The organism is Flavisphingomonas formosensis, from assembly GCF_009755815.1.
In the GTDB taxonomy this organism is placed as follows: Bacteria; Pseudomonadota; Alphaproteobacteria; order Sphingomonadales; family Sphingomonadaceae; genus Flavisphingomonas; species Flavisphingomonas formosensis.
The window spans coordinates 395,390-413,681 of record NZ_WRPK01000003.1 but is presented as its reverse complement, the minus strand read 5'-3'; the positions used below and the strand labels follow the sequence as shown (position 1 = coordinate 413,681).

Sequence of the window (18,292 nt, the reverse complement as noted above, 5' to 3'; positions counted from 1 at the left end):
CCCGGCATTGGCCGCATCAGGGTTGCGCCGGTGCGGACGCCGCCGCCAGCGCACGCCACAGCGCGGGGGAAATGAAGCAGCCGACCGGGCCATAGTGCAGGAAGCTCGCATTGCCGCCGCTGATCGCCACGGGGCCGCTCACCACCCAGGCGTGGGCGGCAAGCCCTGCCGTCGCGGCCTCCCCGGCCCGCGCTTTGCGCACGCCGAAATGCATGGCGAAAGGCAGCCGAAACAGGCGGCAGAGCGCCTGCGCCACGAGCGCCTGGGGAAAACAGTTCGACCGGAAAGGCGCATAGCGGGCGGCAAGCTCGATCGTCCGCCGCAGCTCGTCCGCGCGGCGCCGGCGGGCGGGCGGGAGCAGCGGCACGAAGCCGACCGCGCCGATCCCGCGCCCGAACAGGGGCGCCAGCCGCCGGACGGGAACGAGACGCAAAGCGAGCGCGGCCAGCCCCATCATGATCCATACCGGCAGCAGCCAGGCGAGCACGAAGGCGGGAAGCCGCACCAGGCTCATCAATTTGCGACGCAGGACGACGATCATAGACGCCGCCGTCTGTACAGCAGCATGGCCGCCATGGCCAACGGCAGAAGCCGTCGCCGACCGCCGGCGGATCCGACGCCCCGGCCGCTCATCGCGCCGCGGGATGCTGTATCCCGCGGCGCGACGATCAGACCAGGCGGCTCTGCTTGATCGCCGCCTGAATGAAGCTGGCGAAGAGCGGGTGCGGATCGAAGGGCTTGCTCTTGAGCTCCGGGTGGAACTGCACGCCGATGAACCAGGGATGGTCGGGCCGCTCGACGATCTCGGGCAATTCGCCGTCGGGCGACATGCCGGAGAAGACGAGGCCGCCTTTTTCCAGCGGCTCGCGATAATGGACGTTCACCTCGTAGCGGTGACGGTGGCGCTCGGAAATGTCGGTGCGGCCGTAGATGGAGGCGACGTGGCTGTTGCCGGCCAGCTTCGCCTCATAGGCGCCGAGCCGCATCGTGCCGCCGAGATCCCCGCCCGCCTCGCGCTTTTCGAGGCCGGCGGCGGTCATCCACTCGGTGATCATGCCGACGACGGGCTCCTCGGTCGGGCCGAACTCGGTGGTTGATGCCTGCGCGATGCCGGCGGTGTTGCGGGCGCCCTCGATGCAGGCCATCTGCATGCCGAGGCAGATGCCGAAGAAGGGCACGCCCCGCTCGCGCGCGAAACGGACCGAGCTGATCTTGCCTTCCGATCCGCGCTCGCCGAAGCCGCCGGGCACGAGGATGCCGTGCATCGGCTCCAGCTGGGCGGCGATATCGGATTCCGCGCCCTCGAACAGCTCGGCATCGAGCCAGCGGACATGCACCTTCACGCGGTTGGCGATGCCGCCATGGACCAGCGCCTCGTGCAGCGACTTGTACGCATCCGGCAGGCCGACATATTTGCCGACCACGCCGATCGTCACCTCGCCCTCGAAATTTTCCAGCCGGTCGATGATGTCGTCCCAGCGGCGCAGCTCGGGCCGCGGCGCGCCATCGATGCCGAAGGCGGCGAGGACGGCGTCGTCCAGCCCCTCGGCATGATATTGCAAGGGCACGCCATAGATGGTCGAGGCGTCGAGCGCCGGGATCACCGCTTCCTTGGGCACGTTGCAGAACAGCGCGATCTTCGCGCGCTCGCCTTCCGGCAGCGGCCGTTCGGCCCGGCAGACCAGCACGTCGGGCTGGATGCCGAGCGAGGTCAGCTCGCGCACGCTGTGCTGGGTCGGCTTGGTCTTGAGCTCGCCGGCGGCCGCGATGAACGGCACCAGCGTGACGTGGACGAACACCGCATTGGCGCGGCCGACGTCGTTGCGCAGTTGGCGGATCGCCTCGATGAACGGCAGCGATTCGATATCGCCGACGGTGCCGCCGATCTCGCACAGCACGAAATCGAGATCGTCGGTCTCCGCCCGGGCGAATTCCTTGATCGCATCGGTGACGTGCGGGATCACCTGGACGGTGGCGCCGAGATAATCGCCCCGCCGCTCCTTGGCGATGATCTGCTGATAGATCCGCCCCGAGGTGACATTGTCCGATTGCCGGGAAGCGACGCCGGTGAACCGCTCATAATGACCGAGGTCGAGATCGGTCTCGGCCCCGTCGTCGGTCACATAGACTTCGCCATGCTGATAGGGCGACATGGTGCCCGGATCGACATTCAGATAGGGATCGAACTTGCGGATGCGGACGCGAAAACCCCGCGCCTGCAGCAGAGCCGCGAGGCTCGCCGCCATAAGACCCTTGCCGAGCGAGGACACCACGCCGCCGGTAATGAAGATAAACCGCGCCATGGGAGAAAAGGCTTACCCGTGCGTGACGTGAAAGAGCAAGGCGGCGAATCCGCCTCGCTTCAGAAAATTGTGGATGGATGCCCGAAACCGGGCAGGCCGGTTATTTCTGCAGCGGAACCGCGCCGTTGTCCGCCGGCTGCTGCGCCGGGGCGGGCGCGGCCGGCGTCGCCGTGTTGCCGGCCGGCTGCGCGAAGGGATCCGGCGCCTGCGAACCCGACTGCCGGGCGAGCGAGGTGTCGATCGTGCCGGGCGAACGGCCGACCGTCGCCATCACGGCGAGGCCGATGCTCATCAGCACGAACAGCGTCGCGAGGATCGTCGTCGCGCGGGTGAGGAAATCCGCGGCGCCGCGCGCGCTCATCAGCCCGGTGGGGCTGCCGCCCATGCCGAGACCGCCGCCTTCCGAACGCTGCATCAGGATGACGCCGACAAGGGCAGCGGCAATGAGGGCCTGGACGACGAGGAGGAAGGTGAACATCGCAACACTTTCGCATGTGAATGGGCGCACCCGCGCCTGCTTGGCGGCGCCTCTAGCCTAGCTGGGGTGAGGCAGCAACCGTTACAATCCCGGGAGGGCCGCCGCCGCGGCGCTCAACGGGCGAGTTCGGCCGGGACGGTGGGGCCGCCGATGATATGCTCCATCGCCTTCCAGCGCGCCGCGGGATCGCGCCCTGCCCGCTCGACATAGGCCTGGGCCATGTCCTGGCCGAGGCCGTAGTTGATCACATAGCTGCGATAACGTTCGGCGAAGCTGATCGACTGATCGGCGCGGGCTTTCGACATGAGCTGATATTTGCGGGCGAGCTCGACGGCCTGGTCGCGGCCGATCTTGCCGTCGAGATAGAGGGCGTCGATCGTCAGCCGCGCACCGGACAGCGCGCGCATCGCCTGGCCCAGCTCGAAATAGGCGCGCGCGGCCGCCGGATCGAGGCCGGCGAGGGGATAGAGCGTCTTTGCCTCGAAGCGCAGCCGCTCCTCGCCGGGAAAGGCGAGGTCGATGCCGTAATTGGCGGTGCCCTCGGCGATGAAGGATTGCGGGCTGAACAGCGGGTAGACGGTGAACTCCACCCAGCCGCGGCGCTTCGCCAGGTTCCGCTCGAGCAGCATGTTCAGCACATGGTGACCCGGATAACCCTCGTGGCAGCCGAGATCGACCGCGCGGCTGAGGAAGATCGGCAGATCGGTGTTCACCTGGATGAGGCTGTGCGCGTCGCCCTTGTACCAGTTGTAGCCGGACCAGGGCTGCCGGGTGACGAATTCGAGATCGAAGCGCTCGTTCGACGGCAGTGCGATGTGGGCGAGCGTGCGGGCGCGGCACTCCGCGATCGCGGCGCGCATCACTGCGTCGAGCCGGTCGGGCGGGATGCGATAGCGCATGTTGAAGGCGTCGACCCGGTCCGAAAGCGCGCCCTCGCCCGGCACGAGCGCGTCGATCTTCGCCAGGATCGGATCATAGGCGGCGAGCGGCTTCAGCGTCGGACGGACCGAGAAGAGGCCCTCCGCCTCGTCCTCGAAGGAGAGCTTCTTACCCTGCAGCATCGCGAGGCGCGTCTGCATCGCCCTGATCTGGCCGTGCAGGAAGGCGATTCGCCGGCGCACCAGCGAGGGCGCCTTGCGGTTCGCGCGGTCCGCCGCGGAGAGATCGGCGGCGAGCGACGTGGCATCGGCGGCCAGCGCGGAGAGCGGGCGCTTGTCGGCCTTCGCCGAGGCCTGCCAGGCGGGCGGACCGTAATAGGCGTCGATATAGCCGTCCTCATGCGTGCCGACGACGAGCGAGAGCTTCACATAATGTTCGGCAACCGCGTCGAGCGTGGGCGCGCGCGCGACGGCCGGGGCCGCGAGCAGGAGCGCCGCGAGAAGGGAGAATATCCTGGTCATGCGGCGCTCCTTTTTTAGTTCAGCCGAGGCTTGCCGCGGCGGCGATGATCGGTACGAACTGGGCCGCGGTGAGGCTGGCGCCGCCGACCAGCGCGCCGTCCACGTCGGCGACGCCGAGCAGCTCGACCGCATTGTCCGGCTTCACCGAGCCGCCGTAGAGAATACGGACCTTCGCGCCTTCCTCGCCGAGCAGCGCAGCCAGCTTCGCGCGAATCGCGGCGTGCATCTCCGCGACGTCGGCGACGGACGGGGTGCGGCCGGTGCCGATCGCCCAGACCGGCTCATAGGCGATCACCAGCGTGTCGCCGGTGCCGGCGGGCGGCACCGATCCGTCGAGCTGCCCCTCGACGATCGCCAGCGCCTGGCCGGCATCGCGCTGCGCCTCGGTCTCGCCGACGCAGACGATCGCGGTGAGCCCCGCGCCGATCGCGGCTTCGGCCTTCGCGCGGACTTCGGCATCGGTTTCGTGCTGATCGGCCCGCCGCTCGCTGTGGCCAACGATGGTCAGCCGCGCGCCGGCTTCCTTCAGCATCGCGGCGGAGATGCAGCCGGTGTGGGCGCCCTTGGCGTTCTGGTGGCAGTCCTGCGCGCCGATCGGCAGGCCGGGTGCGCGGTCGGCCGCCGGCGCGATCAGCGTGAAGGGCGGACATACCGCAACGTCGACGCCGCCATGATCGACCGCGGCCGCAGCGATCGCATCCAGCTCGGCCAGAGCCGCGCGATCGCCGTTCATCTTCCAATTACCTGCCACCAGCTTGCGCAATGCCATAGATCGTCCCCTCAGTGTTGCGCCGCGGCGATAGCAAGCTGCCGCCGCTCCGCCAACCGGGCCGCTTGAAGCAGGCGCACGCCCCCTCTATGGCGGCACATTCTGATCGGCATAACGGGAATTCGATGCTCTCTCTCTTCCGCAAGGGCCTTGCCTCCAAGCTGGTGCTGGGCATCCTCGGTATCGTCGCCGTCGCGATGGTCGTGACTGGAATCGAACGCAATCCGTTCGCCGGCGGGACCGGCGGCGCGATGGGCGGCGACAGCGTGATCCGCGCGGGCAGCAACTCGATCGGCTCCGCCGAACTGCGGCGGCGCATCCAGCTCAGCCTGGAAAATGCGAAGCAGCAGAATCCGGCGCTCGACATGGCGACGTTCGTGGCGACCGGCGGCGTCGACCAGACCGTGGAAGCCACCGCGAACGAACTCGCGCTCATCGAATATGGCCGCCAGCAGGGCATCGGAACGAGCAAGAAGCTGATCGATGGCGAGATCGCCAGCCAGCCCGCCTTCGCGGGGCTGGACGGCAAGTTCGACGAGCAGAAGTTCCGCGCGCTGATCGCGCAGCAGCGCACCAGCGAGGCGACGATCCGTTCGGAGATCGCGACCAGCCTCATGGCACGGCAGCTGCTCGTGCCGCTGACGGGCGCGATCCAGGTGCCCGCATCCTACGCCAAGCCCTACGCCACCTCGCTGCTCGAAACGCGCGAGGGCATGATCGGCGTGATCCCCACCCAGGCAATCCCCGCAGGCCCGGCGCCGAGCGAGGCCGAGGTGAAGGCCTTTTATCAGAAGAACATCGCCGGCTTCACCATGCCGGAGCGCCGCGTGCTGCGTTATGCGCTGTTCGGTGCCGACAGCGTGGCCGCCCAGGCCAAACCGACCGACGCGGAGATCGCCGCCTTCTACAAGGCCAATGCGGCATCCTATGCGCCGCGCGAAACGCGCGAGCTGAGCCAGGTGATCGTCGACAGCGAGGCCAAGGCCAAGGCGCTGGCCGACAAGGTGAAGGCGGGAACGCCCTTCGCCGCGGCGGCAGCCAGCGCCGGCGGGGCACTGAAGGTCGGCGACAAGAGCCAGGCCGAGTTCGCGCAGGCTTTCTCGCAGCCGGTCGCCGCCGCAGCCTGGGCGGCGCCCGAGGGCGGCATCAGCGCACCGGCGAAATCCGATTTCGGCTGGCACGTCGTGCATATCGACTCGATCAAGCGCACCCCCGCCAGGACGCTGGAGCAGGCGCGCGCGGAGATCGCAACGAGCCTGGAGAAGCAGAAGGCCGACGAGGCGCTCTCGAAGCTGGACGGCGACATGCAGACCGCGCTCTCGAACGGCGCGACCTTCGACGAGGTGGCCAAGAAATATGGCCTCACCGTCGTCACCACCCCGCCGGTCACCGCCAATGGCCAGGCGCCGAAGAATCCGGACTGGAAACCGGCGCCGGAACTGCCGCTGCTGCTGAAAGCCGCCTTCCAGGCGCAGCAGGGCGACGCACCGACCGTAGAGACGATCGGCGCGGGCCAGAAATATGCGCTGCTGGCGCTGTCGCAGATCGTGCCGCAGCAGCCCGTGCCCTTTGCGGAAGCCCGCGACGCGGCGACCAAGGGCCTGATCGCGGAGAAGGCGCTCGCCCGCAGCAAGGCGATCGCCGAAGCCGTCGCCGCCAAGGTCAACAAGGGCATGCCGCTCGACAAGGCGTTGGCCGAGGCGGGCGTCCCGCTGCCGCCGGCGCAGAAGGTGAAGGCACGCCGTATCGATCTGTCGCGTCAGCAGCAGAATGCGCCGCCGCCGCTGGTGATGCTGTTCAGCATGGTGAAGGGCAAGGCGCAGACGCTGCCGGCACCCAACGACCAGGGCACGTTCGTCGTCGAGCTGACCGGCAGCACGCCGGCGGATCCCGAGGCGGTGAAGGGCCTGGTTCCGCAGGTTCAGGAAGGTTTCGGCAGCGCCGTGCAGAACGAATATGTCGAACAGTTCGTCAAGGCAGCGCGCGCGGCGGTGAAAGTGACGATCGACGCCAAGGCGGTCTCGGCGTTGAAGGCGGATCTGATCGGCGGCGGCGCGAACCAGCAATGAGCCCCGCCGACGACGCAGCCGCCCTCGCCGCGCTCGAAGCCGGACGGCCGGCGCTGCTCTGGCGGCGCCAGATCGCCGACGTCGACACGCCGATCGCCGCCGCGCTCAAGCTCATCGAGCACGGACGGGGCGACTTCCTGCTGGAATCGGTGGAAGGCGGCGCGGCGCGGGGGCGCTACACGCTGCTCGGCCTCGCCCCCGACCTCGTGTTCCGTGCTGCCGGCAACGCGGCCGAAATCAATCCGCGCTGGCTGACCGACCGCGACGCGTTCGAACCGCTGGCGGGCGACGCCCTGGCGGCACTGCGCGATCTGGTCGCACGGTGCCGCATGGACGTGCCGGCCGGCCTGCCCCCCGCCCTTGCCTGCCTCGTCGGCTATTTCGCTTATGAGACGGTCGGCCTCGTCGAGAAACTGCCACGGCCGGCGGCCAATCCGATGGCGCTGCCCGACATGCTGTTCGTCCGGCCGACGCTGATCCTGGTCTTCGACCGTCTTGCCGACCTGCTCTATCTCGTCGCACCGATCTGGCCGGAAGGCGGCGCGGCGCAGGCACAGATCGAGACCGCGAAAGAGCGGATCGAGACAGCCGCCGCGCGTCTGGCCGGCCCCCTGCCCGCCGAGGCGCGCTTTCCTGCCGATCTGCCCGAAGTCACGCCCGAGCCGCAGCTTCCGCCCGGCCGCTATCGCGAGATGGTATTGGCCGCGAAGGACTATATCGCTGCGGGCGACATCTTCCAGGTCGTGCTGGCGCAGCGCTTCACCACGCCCTTCCCGCTGCCGCCTTTCGATCTCTATCGCGCCCTGCGACGGATCAACCCATCCCCTTTCCTCTATCATCTCGACATGCCGGGCTTCGCCATCATCGGCTCGAGCCCCGAGATATTGGTGCGCGCGCGCGATGGCGAAGTGACCATCCGGCCGATCGCCGGCACGCGGCCACGCGGAAAGACCGGCGAGGAAGATGCCGCCAACCGGGATTCACTGCTGGCGGATCCCAAGGAACGGGCGGAACATCTGATGTTGCTCGATCTCGGCCGCAACGACGTCGGGCGTGTCGCGGCACAGGGCACGGTGAAGGTGACGGACAGCTATACCGTCGAGTTCTACAGCCATGTGATGCACATCGTCTCGAACGTGGTCGGCCGGCTGGCCCCGGGCAAGGACGCCCTCGACGCGCTGTTCGCGGGCTTTCCCGCCGGCACCGTTTCCGGCGCACCCAAGGTCCGCGCGTGCGAGATCATCGCCGAGCTGGAGCCGGAAACGCGCGGCGCCTATGCCGGCGGCGTCGGCTATTTCTCGCCGGACGGATCGATGGACAGCTGCATCGTGCTGCGCACCGCGGTGGTGAAGGACGGCGTGATGCATGTCCAGGCCGGAGCAGGCATCGTCGCCGATTCGGATCCGGCCTATGAGCAACGCGAATGCGAAGCCAAGTCCGGCGCATTGTTCGCGGCCGCGCGCGAAGCCGTCACGCGCGCCGGAGACGCCCGCTTCGGACAATGATCTGCCGCGGTGGGGCATGATCGCATGACGCGTGTCGCGATCGCGGACCCGCAGTCCGCCGAAGCCGGACGATAGTGTCGATGGTTTGGCGGATCGGGCTTCCGATAAAAGCGGTTGCTTTTGCCGGATATGATCCACTAGCGGACCGCCCGTGCGTTTTCTCCTCATTCTCGGCATCGTCGCCCCACTGTTCGGCCTCATCCTGCTCGGCTGGGCCGCCGGTCGGAGGAACTGGCTGCCCAGGGGATCGACGCAGGCGCTGAACAGCTTCGTCGTGAAACTGGCGCTGCCCGCCCTGCTCTTCCGCATCATCGCGGAAGCACAATGGTCGACGCTCTGGCACCCCGGTTTCATCGCCGCGTTCAGCGCCGGCATGGTGATCACTTCCCTGATCGGCATGGCGTTCACGCGCGGCCGCCCCCTGGCCGAACGCAGCCTCGAGGCGCTGACCGGCGCCTATTCCAATACCGCCTTCATCGGCATTCCGCTGTGCCTGGCAGCCTTCGGGTCACAGGCCGGCCCGCCGCCGGTCATCGCCTCGGTGCTCACGGTTTCGGTGCTGTTCGCCTTGGCGATCCTGCTGGTCGAATTCGACATCCATCGCGGACGACGCATCTCCTCCACCCTCGCCGGGATCGGCGCGGCACTGATCCGCAATCCGTTACTGGTCGCACCGGCGGCAGGCGCCGCGTGGATGGCGACGGGGTGGACGCTGCCCGGTCCGGTGCACGACATGACGTCGCTGGTCGGCGCAGCCTCAACGCCCTGTGCACTCGTGACGATCGGCCTGTTCCTTTCGGAACGAACCCATGAGGAGCCTGTAGGAAATGCGACGATCCCGCTGCTCCTGAAGCTGGCGGTGCAACCGGCGGTGACGGCCGTCGTAGCACTATGGATCTTCCGTATGCCGACCCTCTGGGCCAATGCCGCAATCCTTCTGGGTGCTCTGCCGACCGGCACGGGCCCCTTCATGCTGGCCGAGCTCTACAATCGCGACACCGGCGTCTCGGCCCGTGCGATATTATGGTCGACCGCATTGTCGGTGGTCACGATCACGGTGCTGCTCACGGTGCTGCCCACCGCGTGAAGCTGGCCGGGCTCTTGGTCGGCGCTGCCAATGCTGGAGTTTCGCCGCAGGCCGAGGCAAGGCGCCGCGTCGCGGTTGATCGTCCGTCAGAACGTCTCACAGCCTTGCCGCTGGCGCTGCTCGTTGCGTTGCCATAACGTCATCGCATGGATCCCGACCGCCTGTTCCAGTCCGCGCCGCTCTGGTTGATCGGCTTCGCGATGCTGCTGCTGTTCGTGCTGCTTTGCGAGGCGGGTATCCGCCTGCGCGCGCTGAGGCCGGCACGCAGCCAGAAGAGCGATGCCGAAGGCTATCTGCTGTCTGCCGCGCTGGCCTTGCTCGGCCTCCTTATCGGCTTCACCTTCTCGATGGCGCTGGGCCGCTATGACGTACGCCGCGAGCATGTGATAACGGAGGCCAATGCGATCGGCACGGCATGGCTGCGCGCTGGCCTGATCGAAGGCGAAGCGGGGCGCCATCTTCAGGCTTCGATCGCGCGTTATGCCGACGTGCGGCTGCGGCTAGTCGCGCCCGACGCCCCTGAAACTGCGATAGCGGAACGCGAGACGGGAGCGGCGCAGACAGCTCTGTGGAGCGAGATGACCCCTCTGGTGCGCGCGACGCCAACGCCGCTTGCGGCATCGCTGGTCGGAGCGATGAACGATATGTTCGACGCGGCCAGCGCGCGCCGCGCCGAGCGCGATGCCCGCGTTCCGGCCAGGGTGCTAGAGGTACTGATCCTCTATTCCAGCGTCTCCGCGCTGTTCGTCGGCTTCGTGCTGGGCCCGACGCTCCGCATCCATCGCGTGCTGGCAGCCATATTGTTCGCGCTGCTCGCGCTCGCGCTGGTGATGATCCTCGATCTCGACCGGCCGCAGGGCGGCAGCATCATCGTATCGCAGGCGCCGATGCAGGCCGCGCGCGCGGCGATGCGCTGAGACTCCGTTTCGCAGCCCGCTGAAGAGCGCGTTGCGAGACGACATTCGCTGAAGCCCTATTCCAAACAGGCGCTGACTTCCCCGCTGTTCCTTTACGTCAAGCCCCGCTAAAGCGCCCGGCATGATCCTGGTCATCGACAATTACGACAGCTTCACCTGGAACCTCGTCCATTATCTGATGGAGCTGGGTGCGGACGTCCGCGTCGAGCGCAACGATGCGCTCGGCGTCGGCCAGGCGATGTCGAGCGGAGCGGACGCCTTCCTGATCTCGCCGGGGCCCTGCACGCCCAATGAGGCCGGGATCAGCCTGGATCTCGTCGGAGCCTGCGCGGCCGAGAAAAGGCCTTTGCTGGGCGTGTGCCTCGGCCATCAGGCGATCGGCCAGTATTTCGGCGGCAAGGTGATCCGCGCGCAATCGCTGATGCACGGCAAGACGAGCCCGGTGGAGCATGACGGCACCGGCCTGTTCGACGGCCTGCCCTCCCCCTTCACCGCCACGCGCTACCATTCGCTGATCGTCGACGAGATTCCGGACGAGATCCTCGTCAATGCGCGCACCGCCGACGGCACGGTGATGGGCTTCCGCCATCGCGACCTGCCCATCCATGGCGTGCAATTCCATCCCGAAAGCATCGCGACCGAACATGGCCATGCCATGCTCGCCAATTTCCTGCGCATCGCCGGGCTGCCGGTGAAGGAGCGCGCGTGACCGCGCTGTCGCTGCTGCCGGACAGCGCCACTCCGCTCGACCACATGACGGCCTATGCCGCATTCACCGATATTTTCGACGGCAGGACGGACGCGGAAGAGACGGCCCGTTTCCTGGTGACGATGGCCGCACGCGACGAGACCAGCGTCGAGATCGCGGCCGCCGCGATGGCGATGCGCGAGCGGATGATTCCGGTGCGGGCGCCGCAGGGCGCGATCGACGTATGCGGCACGGGCGGCGACGGCGCGCACAGCCTGAACGTTTCGACCGCCGTCGCGATCGTCGTCGCGGCGACGGGCGTACCCGTCGCCAAGCATGGCAATCGTGCGGCATCCAGCAAGGCGGGAGCCGCCGATACGCTGGAGGCGCTCGGCCTCGATCTCGATCGCGCATCGGCACGCGCGGAGGAGAGCCTGACGGAGCTCGGCATCGCTTTCCTCTTCGCGCAGAAGCATCATCCTGCGCTCGGCAAGCTGGCCGGCGTGCGCCGCGCGATCGGCCGGCGCACCATCCTCAACCTGCTCGGCCCGATCGCCAATCCCGCGGCCGTCAGCCGCCAGCTGATCGGCGTCGCCCGGCCGGATTATGTGCCGGTCTATGCCGAGGCGCTGCGGCTGCTCGGCACCGATGCCGCGATGCTCGTCTCCGGCGACGAGCCACTGGACGAATTGTCGATCGCAGGGCCGAGCACCGCCTGGCGGCTGGGGGCGTGCGGCGACGGCGCGCTGCGGCTGGTGCCCGAGGACGCCGGATTGAGCCGCCACCCGCTGGAGGCGCTGCGCGGCGGCGACGCGGCCTATAATGCCGCGGCGCTGCGCGCGCTGCTGCAGGGTGAGACCGGCGCCTATCGCGATGCCGTGCTGCTGAACGCAGCGGCCGCGCTGATCGTGGCTGGCGCCGCGGCGGATTGGCACGAAGGCGTGGAAGAGGCCGCCGAGACCATCGACAAGGGCCTCGCCAATACGCTGCTGGATTGCTGGATCCGCTTCTGATCCCGATAAGTTCGGCATGACGAAGCGGATTTCGCATCCTATAGCCCCGGCATGGCCGACAAGCTCATCGAAATCTGCGATCGCAAGCGCCTTCACGTGGCGGAGCGCAAGCGCGCAATAAGCCTCGCGGAACTGGAAGCCAGGGCCGCCAATCAATCCGGGCCGCGGGGCTTTCGGGCCGCGCTGGACAGCAAGGTCGCCGCCGGCGGTTTCGGGCTGATCGCGGAGATCAAAAAGGCATCGCCCTCCAAAGGGCTGATCCGGCCGGATTTCGATCCGCCTGCCCATGCGCGCGCCTATCAGGAGGGCGGTGCCGCCTGCCTGTCGGTGCTGACCGATGAACCTTTCTTCCAAGGATCCGACACCTATCTCGAAGCCGCGCGCGCGGCCGTGGCGCTACCCTGCCTGCGCAAGGATTTCATGGTCGATCCCTGGCAAGTGACGGAGGCCCGCGCGCTGGGCGCGGACGCGATCCTGATCATCGTGGCGGCGCTCGACGACGGACAGATGGCCGAGATCGAGGCGGCGGCGATCGCGCGTGGCATGGACGCGCTGATCGAAGTGCACGATGCCAGCGAACTCGACCGCGCCTTGAAGCTGCAATCGCGCCTGATCGGCGTGAACAACCGCAATCTCAAGGATTTCACGGTCGATCTGGCACGTACCGAGGAGCTGGCCGGGCGCGCGCCGGCGGGCTGCACCTTCGTCGCCGAAAGCGGCCTGGGTTCGAAGGCCGACCTCGACCGCCTCTCGGCGCATGGCGTCAACTGCTTCCTGGTCGGCGAATCGCTGATGCGGCAAAGCGACGTCACAGCGGCGACCCGGCGCCTGCTGACCGGCGCATGAGCGGGCTCACCCATATCGACGAAAGCGGCGCGGCGCGGATGGTCGACGTCACGGCCAAGGCGGAAACCGCGCGCGAGGCTGTCGCCACCGGCCGGATCGCGATGTCCGCCGAAGCCGCGGCCGCGATCCGCGGCGGCACGATGAAGAAAGGCGACGTGCTGGCGGTTGCGCGCATCGCCGGCATCATGGCGGCCAAGAAGACCTCCGAGCTCATTCCGCTGTGCCATCCGATCCCGATCACCGGCGTGACGCTGGACCTTACCGCCGACGAAGCCGGCGTGACGGCGACCGCGACGGTGAAGACCGCCGGGCAGACCGGCGTCGAGATGGAAGCGCTGACCGCGGTTTCTACCGCGCTGCTCACCGTCTACGACATGGCCAAGGCGATGGATCGGGGCATGACCATCGACGGCATCAGGCTGCTGGCCAAATCGGGCGGGCGCTCGGAGGATTGGCGGGCGGCATGAGCCTGCTCTCCGTCGCCGAGGCGCAGGCGCGCATCCTGGCGCTGGCTCCCGTGCTGGCGACGGAAATGGTGCCACTCGCCGCGGCAGCGGGACGCTGGGCCATCGAGCCGATCGAGGCGAACCGCACCCAGCCCGCGGCCGACCTGTCGGCGATGGACGGCTATGCGATCCGGTTCGGCGAGCTGCCCGGCCCGTGGACGCTGGCCGAGGGCGAATCCACCCCCGGCACGGCGGCGGCAACGCCGCTCAAGCCTGGACAAGCACTGCGCATCTTCACCGGCGCGCCGCTGCCGCCCGAAGCCGACACGATCCTGGTGCAGGAAGATGCCGCACGCGAGGGCGAGCGGCTCCGCCTGAGCGGTGACGGGCCGCCGCGCCGGCACGCCCATGTCCGCCCGCTGGGCAGCGATTTCCGATCGGGCGACCGGCTGATCGAGGCGGGCGAAAGGCTGACTCCGGCGCGGATCGGGCTGGCCGCGGTCGGCGGGCACGGCGTGCTGCAGGTACGGCGGCGGCCGCGCATCGCCCTGATCTCGACGGGTGACGAACTGGTGCCGCCGGGCACGCCGACGCACGGCGTTCAGCTGCCCTCCTCCAACGCGCCGATGCTCGCCGCCCTGCTCGCCGCCCTACCGGTCGAGATCGAGGATCTCGGCATCGTGCGCGACGATCTCGATGCGATTGCGACCGCCTTCGCGGGTGCGCGTGCCGACATCATCGTCACCACCGGCGGTGCATCGGTGGGCGATCACGATCTCGTGCGGCCGGCACTCGAACGGGCAGGCGCCTCGCTGGATTTCTGGAGAGCCGCGATGAAGCCAGGCAAGCCGATCATGGGGGGCAGGCTCGGCGACGCAACGGTGCTCGGCCTGCCGGGCAATCCCGTCTCGGCCTTCGTGACCGCCACGCTGTTCCTGCTGCCGTTGATCCGCTCCGCGCTCGGCGCAGCGGCGCCGATCCCGGCACCGCGCCTCGTGCCCCTCGGCGGAACCGTGGCCGCGACGGATAAGCGCGCCGAATATCTGCGCGCGCGGATCGCCGACGGGCGCGCCTTCCCGCTCTCGGGACAGGACAGTGCGGCGCTGGCGATGCTTGCCGAAGCACAAGCGCTGATCGTGCGGCCGCCCTATGCGCCGGCGCGGGATGAGGGCGAAACCGTGGAAATCCTCGACATCGCTTGACATCGCGCCGTTCGTTTCCTAGACGTTCCCCGTTCGTTCCTTAAGGGGATTGCGCCATGCTCACGCGCAAGCAGCATGAACTGCTCTGCTTCATCCATGACCGTCTTGCCGAGACGGGTGTGTCTCCTTCCTTCGAGGAGATGAAAGAGGCGCTCGACCTCAAATCCAAGTCGGGGGTGCACAGGCTGATCAGCGCGTTGGAGGAACGCGCCTTCCTCCGCCGCCTGCCCAACCGCGCCCGCGCGCTCGAAATCCTGCGCATGCCGGAACGGACCAAGGCCGATGCCCCCGCAGCGCCGGCCGCGGAAGACACGGTGGTGCCGTTCAAGGCGCCGCAGCGGCCGCAGGCGCCGGCTGCGGCGAACGACGTGCTCGAAATTCCGCTCCACGGCCGGATCGCGGCCGGCTTGCCGATCGAGGCGATGGAGGGCCAGAACAGCCTGTCGGTCCCGGCCGCGCTGCTCGGGCCGGGCGAGCATTATGCGCTGGAGGTCTCCGGCGACTCGATGGTCGAAGCCGGCATCCTCGATGGCGACTATGCGCTGATCCGCCGCACCGATACCGCGCGGGACGGTGAGATCATCGTCGCCCTGATCGACGAGAGCGAAGCGACGCTCAAATATTTCCGCCGCGAAGGCTCGATGGTCCGACTCGATCCGGCCAATCGCGCCTATGATGCGCAGCGTTATGCGCCGGATCAGGTCCGCGTCCAGGGCCGCCTCGCCGGGTTGTTGCGCCGCTACTGACGTGCTGCATGCCGCAACCCGTTGCATTGCGGCGCGGTTGCGGCAATTTGCGCAGCATGTCTGGAGCCGATCTCATCGTTCGCCCGGCGATCGCAGGGCGCGACGCCCTCGCGATATCGCAAATCTATTCGCACCATGTGCTGCACGGCACCGGCACCTTCGAAGAGGAACCGCCGAGCGCCGGCGCGATCGCCGATCGCATGGAGGCGGTGATCGCGAGGGGCTGGCCCTGGCTGGTCGCCGAGGCGGATCATGTCATCGCCGGCTACGCTTATTGCGCACAATTTCGCGATCGGGCGGCCTATCGCTACGCGTGCGAGGATTCCGTCTATGTGCGGGAGGACTGGTTCGGCCGCGGCGTCGGGCGGGCGTTGCTCGGCGCGCTGATCGTTTCCGCCGGAGATCACGGCTTTCGCCGGATGTTCGCGGTGATCGGCGATTCCGCCAATCGCGGATCGATCGCGCTGCACGAGAGGCTGGGCTTCAGCCATGCCGGCATATTGCACGATGCGGGCCACAAGTTCGGCCGCGATCTCGACGTGGTGTTCATGGAGCGTGCGGTCTGAACTCCCGGCTGCGCCGGTCGGACCAGCGATAGCGCGGCCCGCCGCCGGCCCGGCTCGCTGACCCATGCGGCATGGACGCGGACGGGGCGCGCCAGGGCCAGGCGTCCCCTGCCCCGCGCACCGTACGCAGCCGGGACCGGCCGAGCGTGAGGGCGAGGCCGCCGGTCTGCGCCAGCAGCGCGCGATCGGCCTTGAGCCAGCGCGGACGGCAGCTGCGCGGCAGGCGCCGGTCGCTCAGGACGATATCGGCTTCGGCACAGGCGCGGTTCATCGCCGCGATCGGCAGCTGATAGGGGCTGCGTGTCGCGAGCAGACCCCAGCGGCGGCCGCCACGCACCAACTCGACCGCGCACAGATCCGCGCCGCAGCGGGCCCCGGGCAGATCGTCGAGCGCGCCACCCTCCTCCGCTACGCCGGCATTTTCGCCGAGCATGCCGCGCACATAATCGCCGGCGCGCGGACGCAGCAGAGCGAGCGTTCCCTCCGGCGTGCGTACCGCCATGTGGCGCCCATCGCCGGTGATCAGCAGATCAGGCGCCGGTTCGGCCAGCGCCCAGAGCGCGCCGATGGCGAAGGGCAGCAAGCCGGCGAAGCGCAGCCGCGTGCGCCACAGCATCAGCCAGAGTGCGCCGGCCATCAGCAGCGCATAGGCGCCGGCGGGCATGCCCGGAAGCATGGCGACCGAGCCCGGCGCCGCGCCGACGCTGTGCGCGATCCAAAGCAGCAGCGCGATCGCCTTGCCCGCCAGCCACCAGAAAGGCAGGCCGATGCCGGCAATGTCGAAGACCAGCCCCAGCCCTTCCAACGGCATGATCACGAAGGTGGTGAGCGGAATGGCGACGATGTTGGCGAGTGCGCCGTACAGCCCCTGCTGGTGGAAATGATAGAGGGCTATCGGCGCCAGCGCCGCCTCCACGGCAAGGCCGGTGAGCAGCAGCGAGGCGAGCGAGCGTGCGAGCCGGGCCGGCCAGCCTTCGTCCCGGGGCGCGAAGAAGGCGCGGATGCCGGCATGCTCGTGCATCGCCACGATCGCCGTCACCGCCGCGAAGCTGAGCTGGAAGCTCGGCCCTGCCAGCGCCTCCGGCCGGAAGCAGAGCACCACCAGCGCGGCGGTGGCGACGAGGCGGAGCGTGATCGCCTCGCGGCCAAGCGCGATGCCGACGAGGACGAAGACGGCCGCGAGCCAGGAGCGGACGGTGGGCACTTCCGCGCCGCTCAGCACCGTGTAGGCGCCGCCCGCGAGCGCACCCGCCGCGGCCGCGACGAGCAGCAGCGGCGCGTGCAGGGCAAGGCGCGGGCTGAGCGCGAGCAGGCGCAGCGTCAGCCACATGGTGACGCTGATCACCGCCGTCACGTGCAGGCCGCTGATCGAGAGCAGATGGGCGAGACCGGAGCGGCGCATCGCATCCGCATCCTCCTCCGGTATCGCGCCTTCGTCGCCCGTCACGAAGGCGGCGGCGATCCCGCCTTGGGCGCCGGCCAGCCGGTCGTGAATGTGGCCGGTCAGGCGTTCGCGCATGCCGGCCAGCGCGCGCGAGGCGCTCCAGCCCTGCGGACGAGAGAGGATGCGGACCGGGCCGAGCGCCTTGCCCGTCGCGCCGAGCTGCTGAAACCAGGCGATCCGGGCGAAATCATAGGCGCCGGGCACGGCGGGCTCCGCGGGCGGCATCAGCCGCGCCTTGAGCGCGACGCGCATGCCGGGTGCGAGATCCTTCGGCGCGTCCGCGACGGCGACGTTGACGCGCACGTGCGGCGGCAGGCCCGCGGCCCGGTCGGGCGCGACCAGCAGGCGGACGATGCCGCGCGCCTGGAGCTGGTCGACCGATTCGATTTCGCCTGAGAACTCGGCGATGGCGGGACGATCGAGACGTGGCGCGGCAAGCCACTCGGCCCGCCCCCAGATCAGTGCCATGCCGAGCGCCGCCACCCCGGCGAAGAGCGCGATGCCGCGGCCGAGGCGAGTCGCCCGCCAGCCGATCGCCGCGACGCAGACGAGCCCGGCGGCGCCCAGCAGGAACGCGATCCAGTCCGCCTGCCGGGGAAGCGCGAACCAGGCCGCGATGCCGAGCCCGAAACCGACGGGAAGCCAGAGCGGCAGCTGCTCGCGCTCGGCTTCCAGGCCCGTTTCGATACGGTTCAGACTTGCGCGCAGCCGCGCCCGCCACCACATGCCGGGCGCGGTTTGAAGCAGGCCGGAAGCCATGCTAGGGGCCGTGCCGAATTCCGTGGCCATGCGCCCGATAGTGGAGAAAATACG

17 protein-coding genes are annotated in these 18,292 nt (G+C 68.8%); 11 read left to right on the top strand and 6 right to left on the bottom strand.

What is annotated here, in order from left to right; translation table 11 throughout:
• Positions 1 to 16: 16 nt before the first annotated feature.
• From GQY20_RS11375 to tpiA, 5 genes are all read right to left on the bottom strand, one after another.
• The gene (locus GQY20_RS11375) at positions 17 to 541 is read right to left on the bottom strand and encodes a lasso peptide biosynthesis B2 protein (RefSeq protein ID WP_157217184.1); all 525 of its coding nucleotides are present in this window, start codon (positions 539 to 541) and stop codon (positions 17 to 19) included.
• Positions 542 to 668: 127 nt separating this feature from the next.
• The gene (locus tag GQY20_RS11370) at positions 669 to 2,303 is read right to left on the bottom strand and encodes a CTP synthase (protein ID WP_157217183.1); all 1,635 of its coding nucleotides are present in this window, start codon (positions 2,301 to 2,303) and stop codon (positions 669 to 671) included.
• Between the two features lie 100 nt (positions 2,304 to 2,403).
• Positions 2,404 to 2,781, bottom strand: coding sequence for a preprotein translocase subunit SecG (gene secG / locus GQY20_RS11365; RefSeq protein WP_157217182.1), 378 nt, complete (start codon positions 2,779 to 2,781; stop codon positions 2,404 to 2,406).
• A 113-nt stretch (positions 2,782 to 2,894) separates the two neighbouring features.
• Positions 2,895 to 4,181 carry a hypothetical protein gene (locus tag GQY20_RS11360; protein WP_157217181.1) on the bottom strand — a complete coding sequence of 429 codons (1,287 nt, stop codon included), beginning with the start codon at positions 4,179 to 4,181 and terminating at the stop codon, positions 2,895 to 2,897.
• Between the two features lie 19 nt (positions 4,182 to 4,200).
• Positions 4,201 to 4,950, bottom strand: coding sequence for a triose-phosphate isomerase (gene tpiA, locus GQY20_RS11355; RefSeq protein WP_157217180.1), 750 nt, complete (start codon positions 4,948 to 4,950; stop codon positions 4,201 to 4,203).
• 125 nt (positions 4,951 to 5,075) lie between these two features.
• On the opposite strand from tpiA, the gene GQY20_RS11350 reads away from it, so the two are divergent.
• The 11 genes from GQY20_RS11350 to GQY20_RS11300 all read left to right on the top strand — a co-directional run bounded on the left by GQY20_RS11350 (position 5,076) and on the right by GQY20_RS11300 (position 16,035).
• A complete protein-coding gene (locus GQY20_RS11350; protein ID WP_198350915.1) occupies positions 5,076 to 7,019 on the top strand; it encodes a peptidylprolyl isomerase in 1,944 nt (647 codons plus the stop codon).
• Positions 7,016 to 8,524: an anthranilate synthase component I family protein gene (locus GQY20_RS11345; protein ID WP_157217178.1), complete on the top strand. Its 1,509-nt coding sequence runs from the start codon at positions 7,016 to 7,018 to the stop codon at positions 8,522 to 8,524. The genes GQY20_RS11350 and GQY20_RS11345 overlap by 4 nt, the downstream gene beginning before the upstream one ends.
• A gap of 151 nt (positions 8,525 to 8,675) precedes the next feature.
• Positions 8,676 to 9,611, top strand: a complete 936-nt coding sequence (locus GQY20_RS11340; protein ID WP_198350914.1) for an AEC family transporter — start codon at positions 8,676 to 8,678, stop codon at positions 9,609 to 9,611.
• 146 nt (positions 9,612 to 9,757) lie between these two features.
• Complete coding sequence (locus GQY20_RS11335) at positions 9,758 to 10,528, top strand: bestrophin-like domain (RefSeq protein ID WP_157217177.1); 771 nt, start codon at positions 9,758 to 9,760, stop codon at positions 10,526 to 10,528.
• A gap of 121 nt (positions 10,529 to 10,649) precedes the next feature.
• Positions 10,650 to 11,237 carry an anthranilate synthase component II gene (locus GQY20_RS11330; protein WP_157217176.1) on the top strand — a complete coding sequence of 196 codons (588 nt, stop codon included), beginning with the start codon at positions 10,650 to 10,652 and terminating at the stop codon, positions 11,235 to 11,237.
• A gap of 5 nt (positions 11,238 to 11,242) precedes the next feature.
• A complete protein-coding gene (trpD, locus tag GQY20_RS11325; RefSeq protein WP_408641086.1) occupies positions 11,243 to 12,229 on the top strand; it encodes an anthranilate phosphoribosyltransferase in 987 nt (328 codons plus the stop codon).
• Positions 12,230 to 12,280: 51 nt separating this feature from the next.
• Positions 12,281 to 13,075: an indole-3-glycerol phosphate synthase TrpC gene (trpC, locus tag GQY20_RS11320; RefSeq protein WP_157217175.1), complete on the top strand. Its 795-nt coding sequence runs from the start codon at positions 12,281 to 12,283 to the stop codon at positions 13,073 to 13,075.
• Positions 13,072 to 13,542, top strand: a complete 471-nt coding sequence (gene moaC, locus GQY20_RS11315; protein ID WP_157217174.1) for a cyclic pyranopterin monophosphate synthase MoaC — start codon at positions 13,072 to 13,074, stop codon at positions 13,540 to 13,542. The genes trpC and moaC overlap by 4 nt, the downstream gene beginning before the upstream one ends.
• On the top strand, positions 13,539 to 14,723 hold the full coding sequence (locus tag GQY20_RS11310) for a molybdopterin molybdotransferase MoeA (protein ID WP_157217173.1): 1,185 nt from the start codon (positions 13,539 to 13,541) through the stop codon (positions 14,721 to 14,723). The genes moaC and GQY20_RS11310 overlap by 4 nt, the downstream gene beginning before the upstream one ends.
• A 56-nt stretch (positions 14,724 to 14,779) precedes the next feature.
• On the top strand, positions 14,780 to 15,469 hold the full coding sequence (gene lexA, locus GQY20_RS11305; protein WP_157217172.1) for a transcriptional repressor LexA: 690 nt from the start codon (positions 14,780 to 14,782) through the stop codon (positions 15,467 to 15,469).
• 56 nt (positions 15,470 to 15,525) lie between these two features.
• Positions 15,526 to 16,035, top strand: coding sequence for a GNAT family N-acetyltransferase (locus GQY20_RS11300; RefSeq protein ID WP_157217345.1), 510 nt, complete (start codon positions 15,526 to 15,528; stop codon positions 16,033 to 16,035).
• Here GQY20_RS11300 and GQY20_RS11295 read toward each other — a convergent pair.
• Entirely contained in the window at positions 16,016 to 18,238 is a 2,223-nt protein-coding gene (locus GQY20_RS11295; protein ID WP_157217171.1) for a ComEC/Rec2 family competence protein, read from the bottom strand. The two genes, GQY20_RS11300 and GQY20_RS11295, sit on opposite strands and share 20 nt — an antisense overlap.
• Positions 18,239 to 18,292: the final 54 nt, after the last annotated feature.

Coding starts and splice junctions, on each gene's coding strand:
- GQY20_RS11375 (WP_157217184.1), bottom strand. CDS start 541: ATGATCGTCGTCCTGCGTCGCAAATTGATGAGCCTGGTGCGGCTTCCC.
- GQY20_RS11370 (WP_157217183.1), bottom strand. CDS start 2,303: ATGGCGCGGTTTATCTTCATTACCGGCGGCGTGGTGTCCTCGCTCGGC.
- secG (WP_157217182.1), bottom strand. CDS start 2,781: ATGTTCACCTTCCTCCTCGTCGTCCAGGCCCTCATTGCCGCTGCCCTT.
- GQY20_RS11360 (WP_157217181.1), bottom strand. CDS start 4,181: ATGACCAGGATATTCTCCCTTCTCGCGGCGCTCCTGCTCGCGGCCCCG.
- tpiA (WP_157217180.1), bottom strand. CDS start 4,950: ATGGCATTGCGCAAGCTGGTGGCAGGTAATTGGAAGATGAACGGCGAT.
- GQY20_RS11350 (WP_198350915.1), top strand. CDS start 5,076: ATGCTCTCTCTCTTCCGCAAGGGCCTTGCCTCCAAGCTGGTGCTGGGC.
- GQY20_RS11345 (WP_157217178.1), top strand. CDS start 7,016: ATGAGCCCCGCCGACGACGCAGCCGCCCTCGCCGCGCTCGAAGCCGGA.
- GQY20_RS11335 (WP_157217177.1), top strand. CDS start 9,758: ATGGATCCCGACCGCCTGTTCCAGTCCGCGCCGCTCTGGTTGATCGGC.
- GQY20_RS11330 (WP_157217176.1), top strand. CDS start 10,650: ATGATCCTGGTCATCGACAATTACGACAGCTTCACCTGGAACCTCGTC.
- trpC (WP_157217175.1), top strand. CDS start 12,281: ATGGCCGACAAGCTCATCGAAATCTGCGATCGCAAGCGCCTTCACGTG.
- moaC (WP_157217174.1), top strand. CDS start 13,072: ATGAGCGGGCTCACCCATATCGACGAAAGCGGCGCGGCGCGGATGGTC.
- GQY20_RS11310 (WP_157217173.1), top strand. CDS start 13,539: ATGAGCCTGCTCTCCGTCGCCGAGGCGCAGGCGCGCATCCTGGCGCTG.
- lexA (WP_157217172.1), top strand. CDS start 14,780: ATGCTCACGCGCAAGCAGCATGAACTGCTCTGCTTCATCCATGACCGT.
- GQY20_RS11300 (WP_157217345.1), top strand. CDS start 15,526: ATGTCTGGAGCCGATCTCATCGTTCGCCCGGCGATCGCAGGGCGCGAC.
- GQY20_RS11295 (WP_157217171.1), bottom strand. CDS start 18,238: ATGGCTTCCGGCCTGCTTCAAACCGCGCCCGGCATGTGGTGGCGGGCG.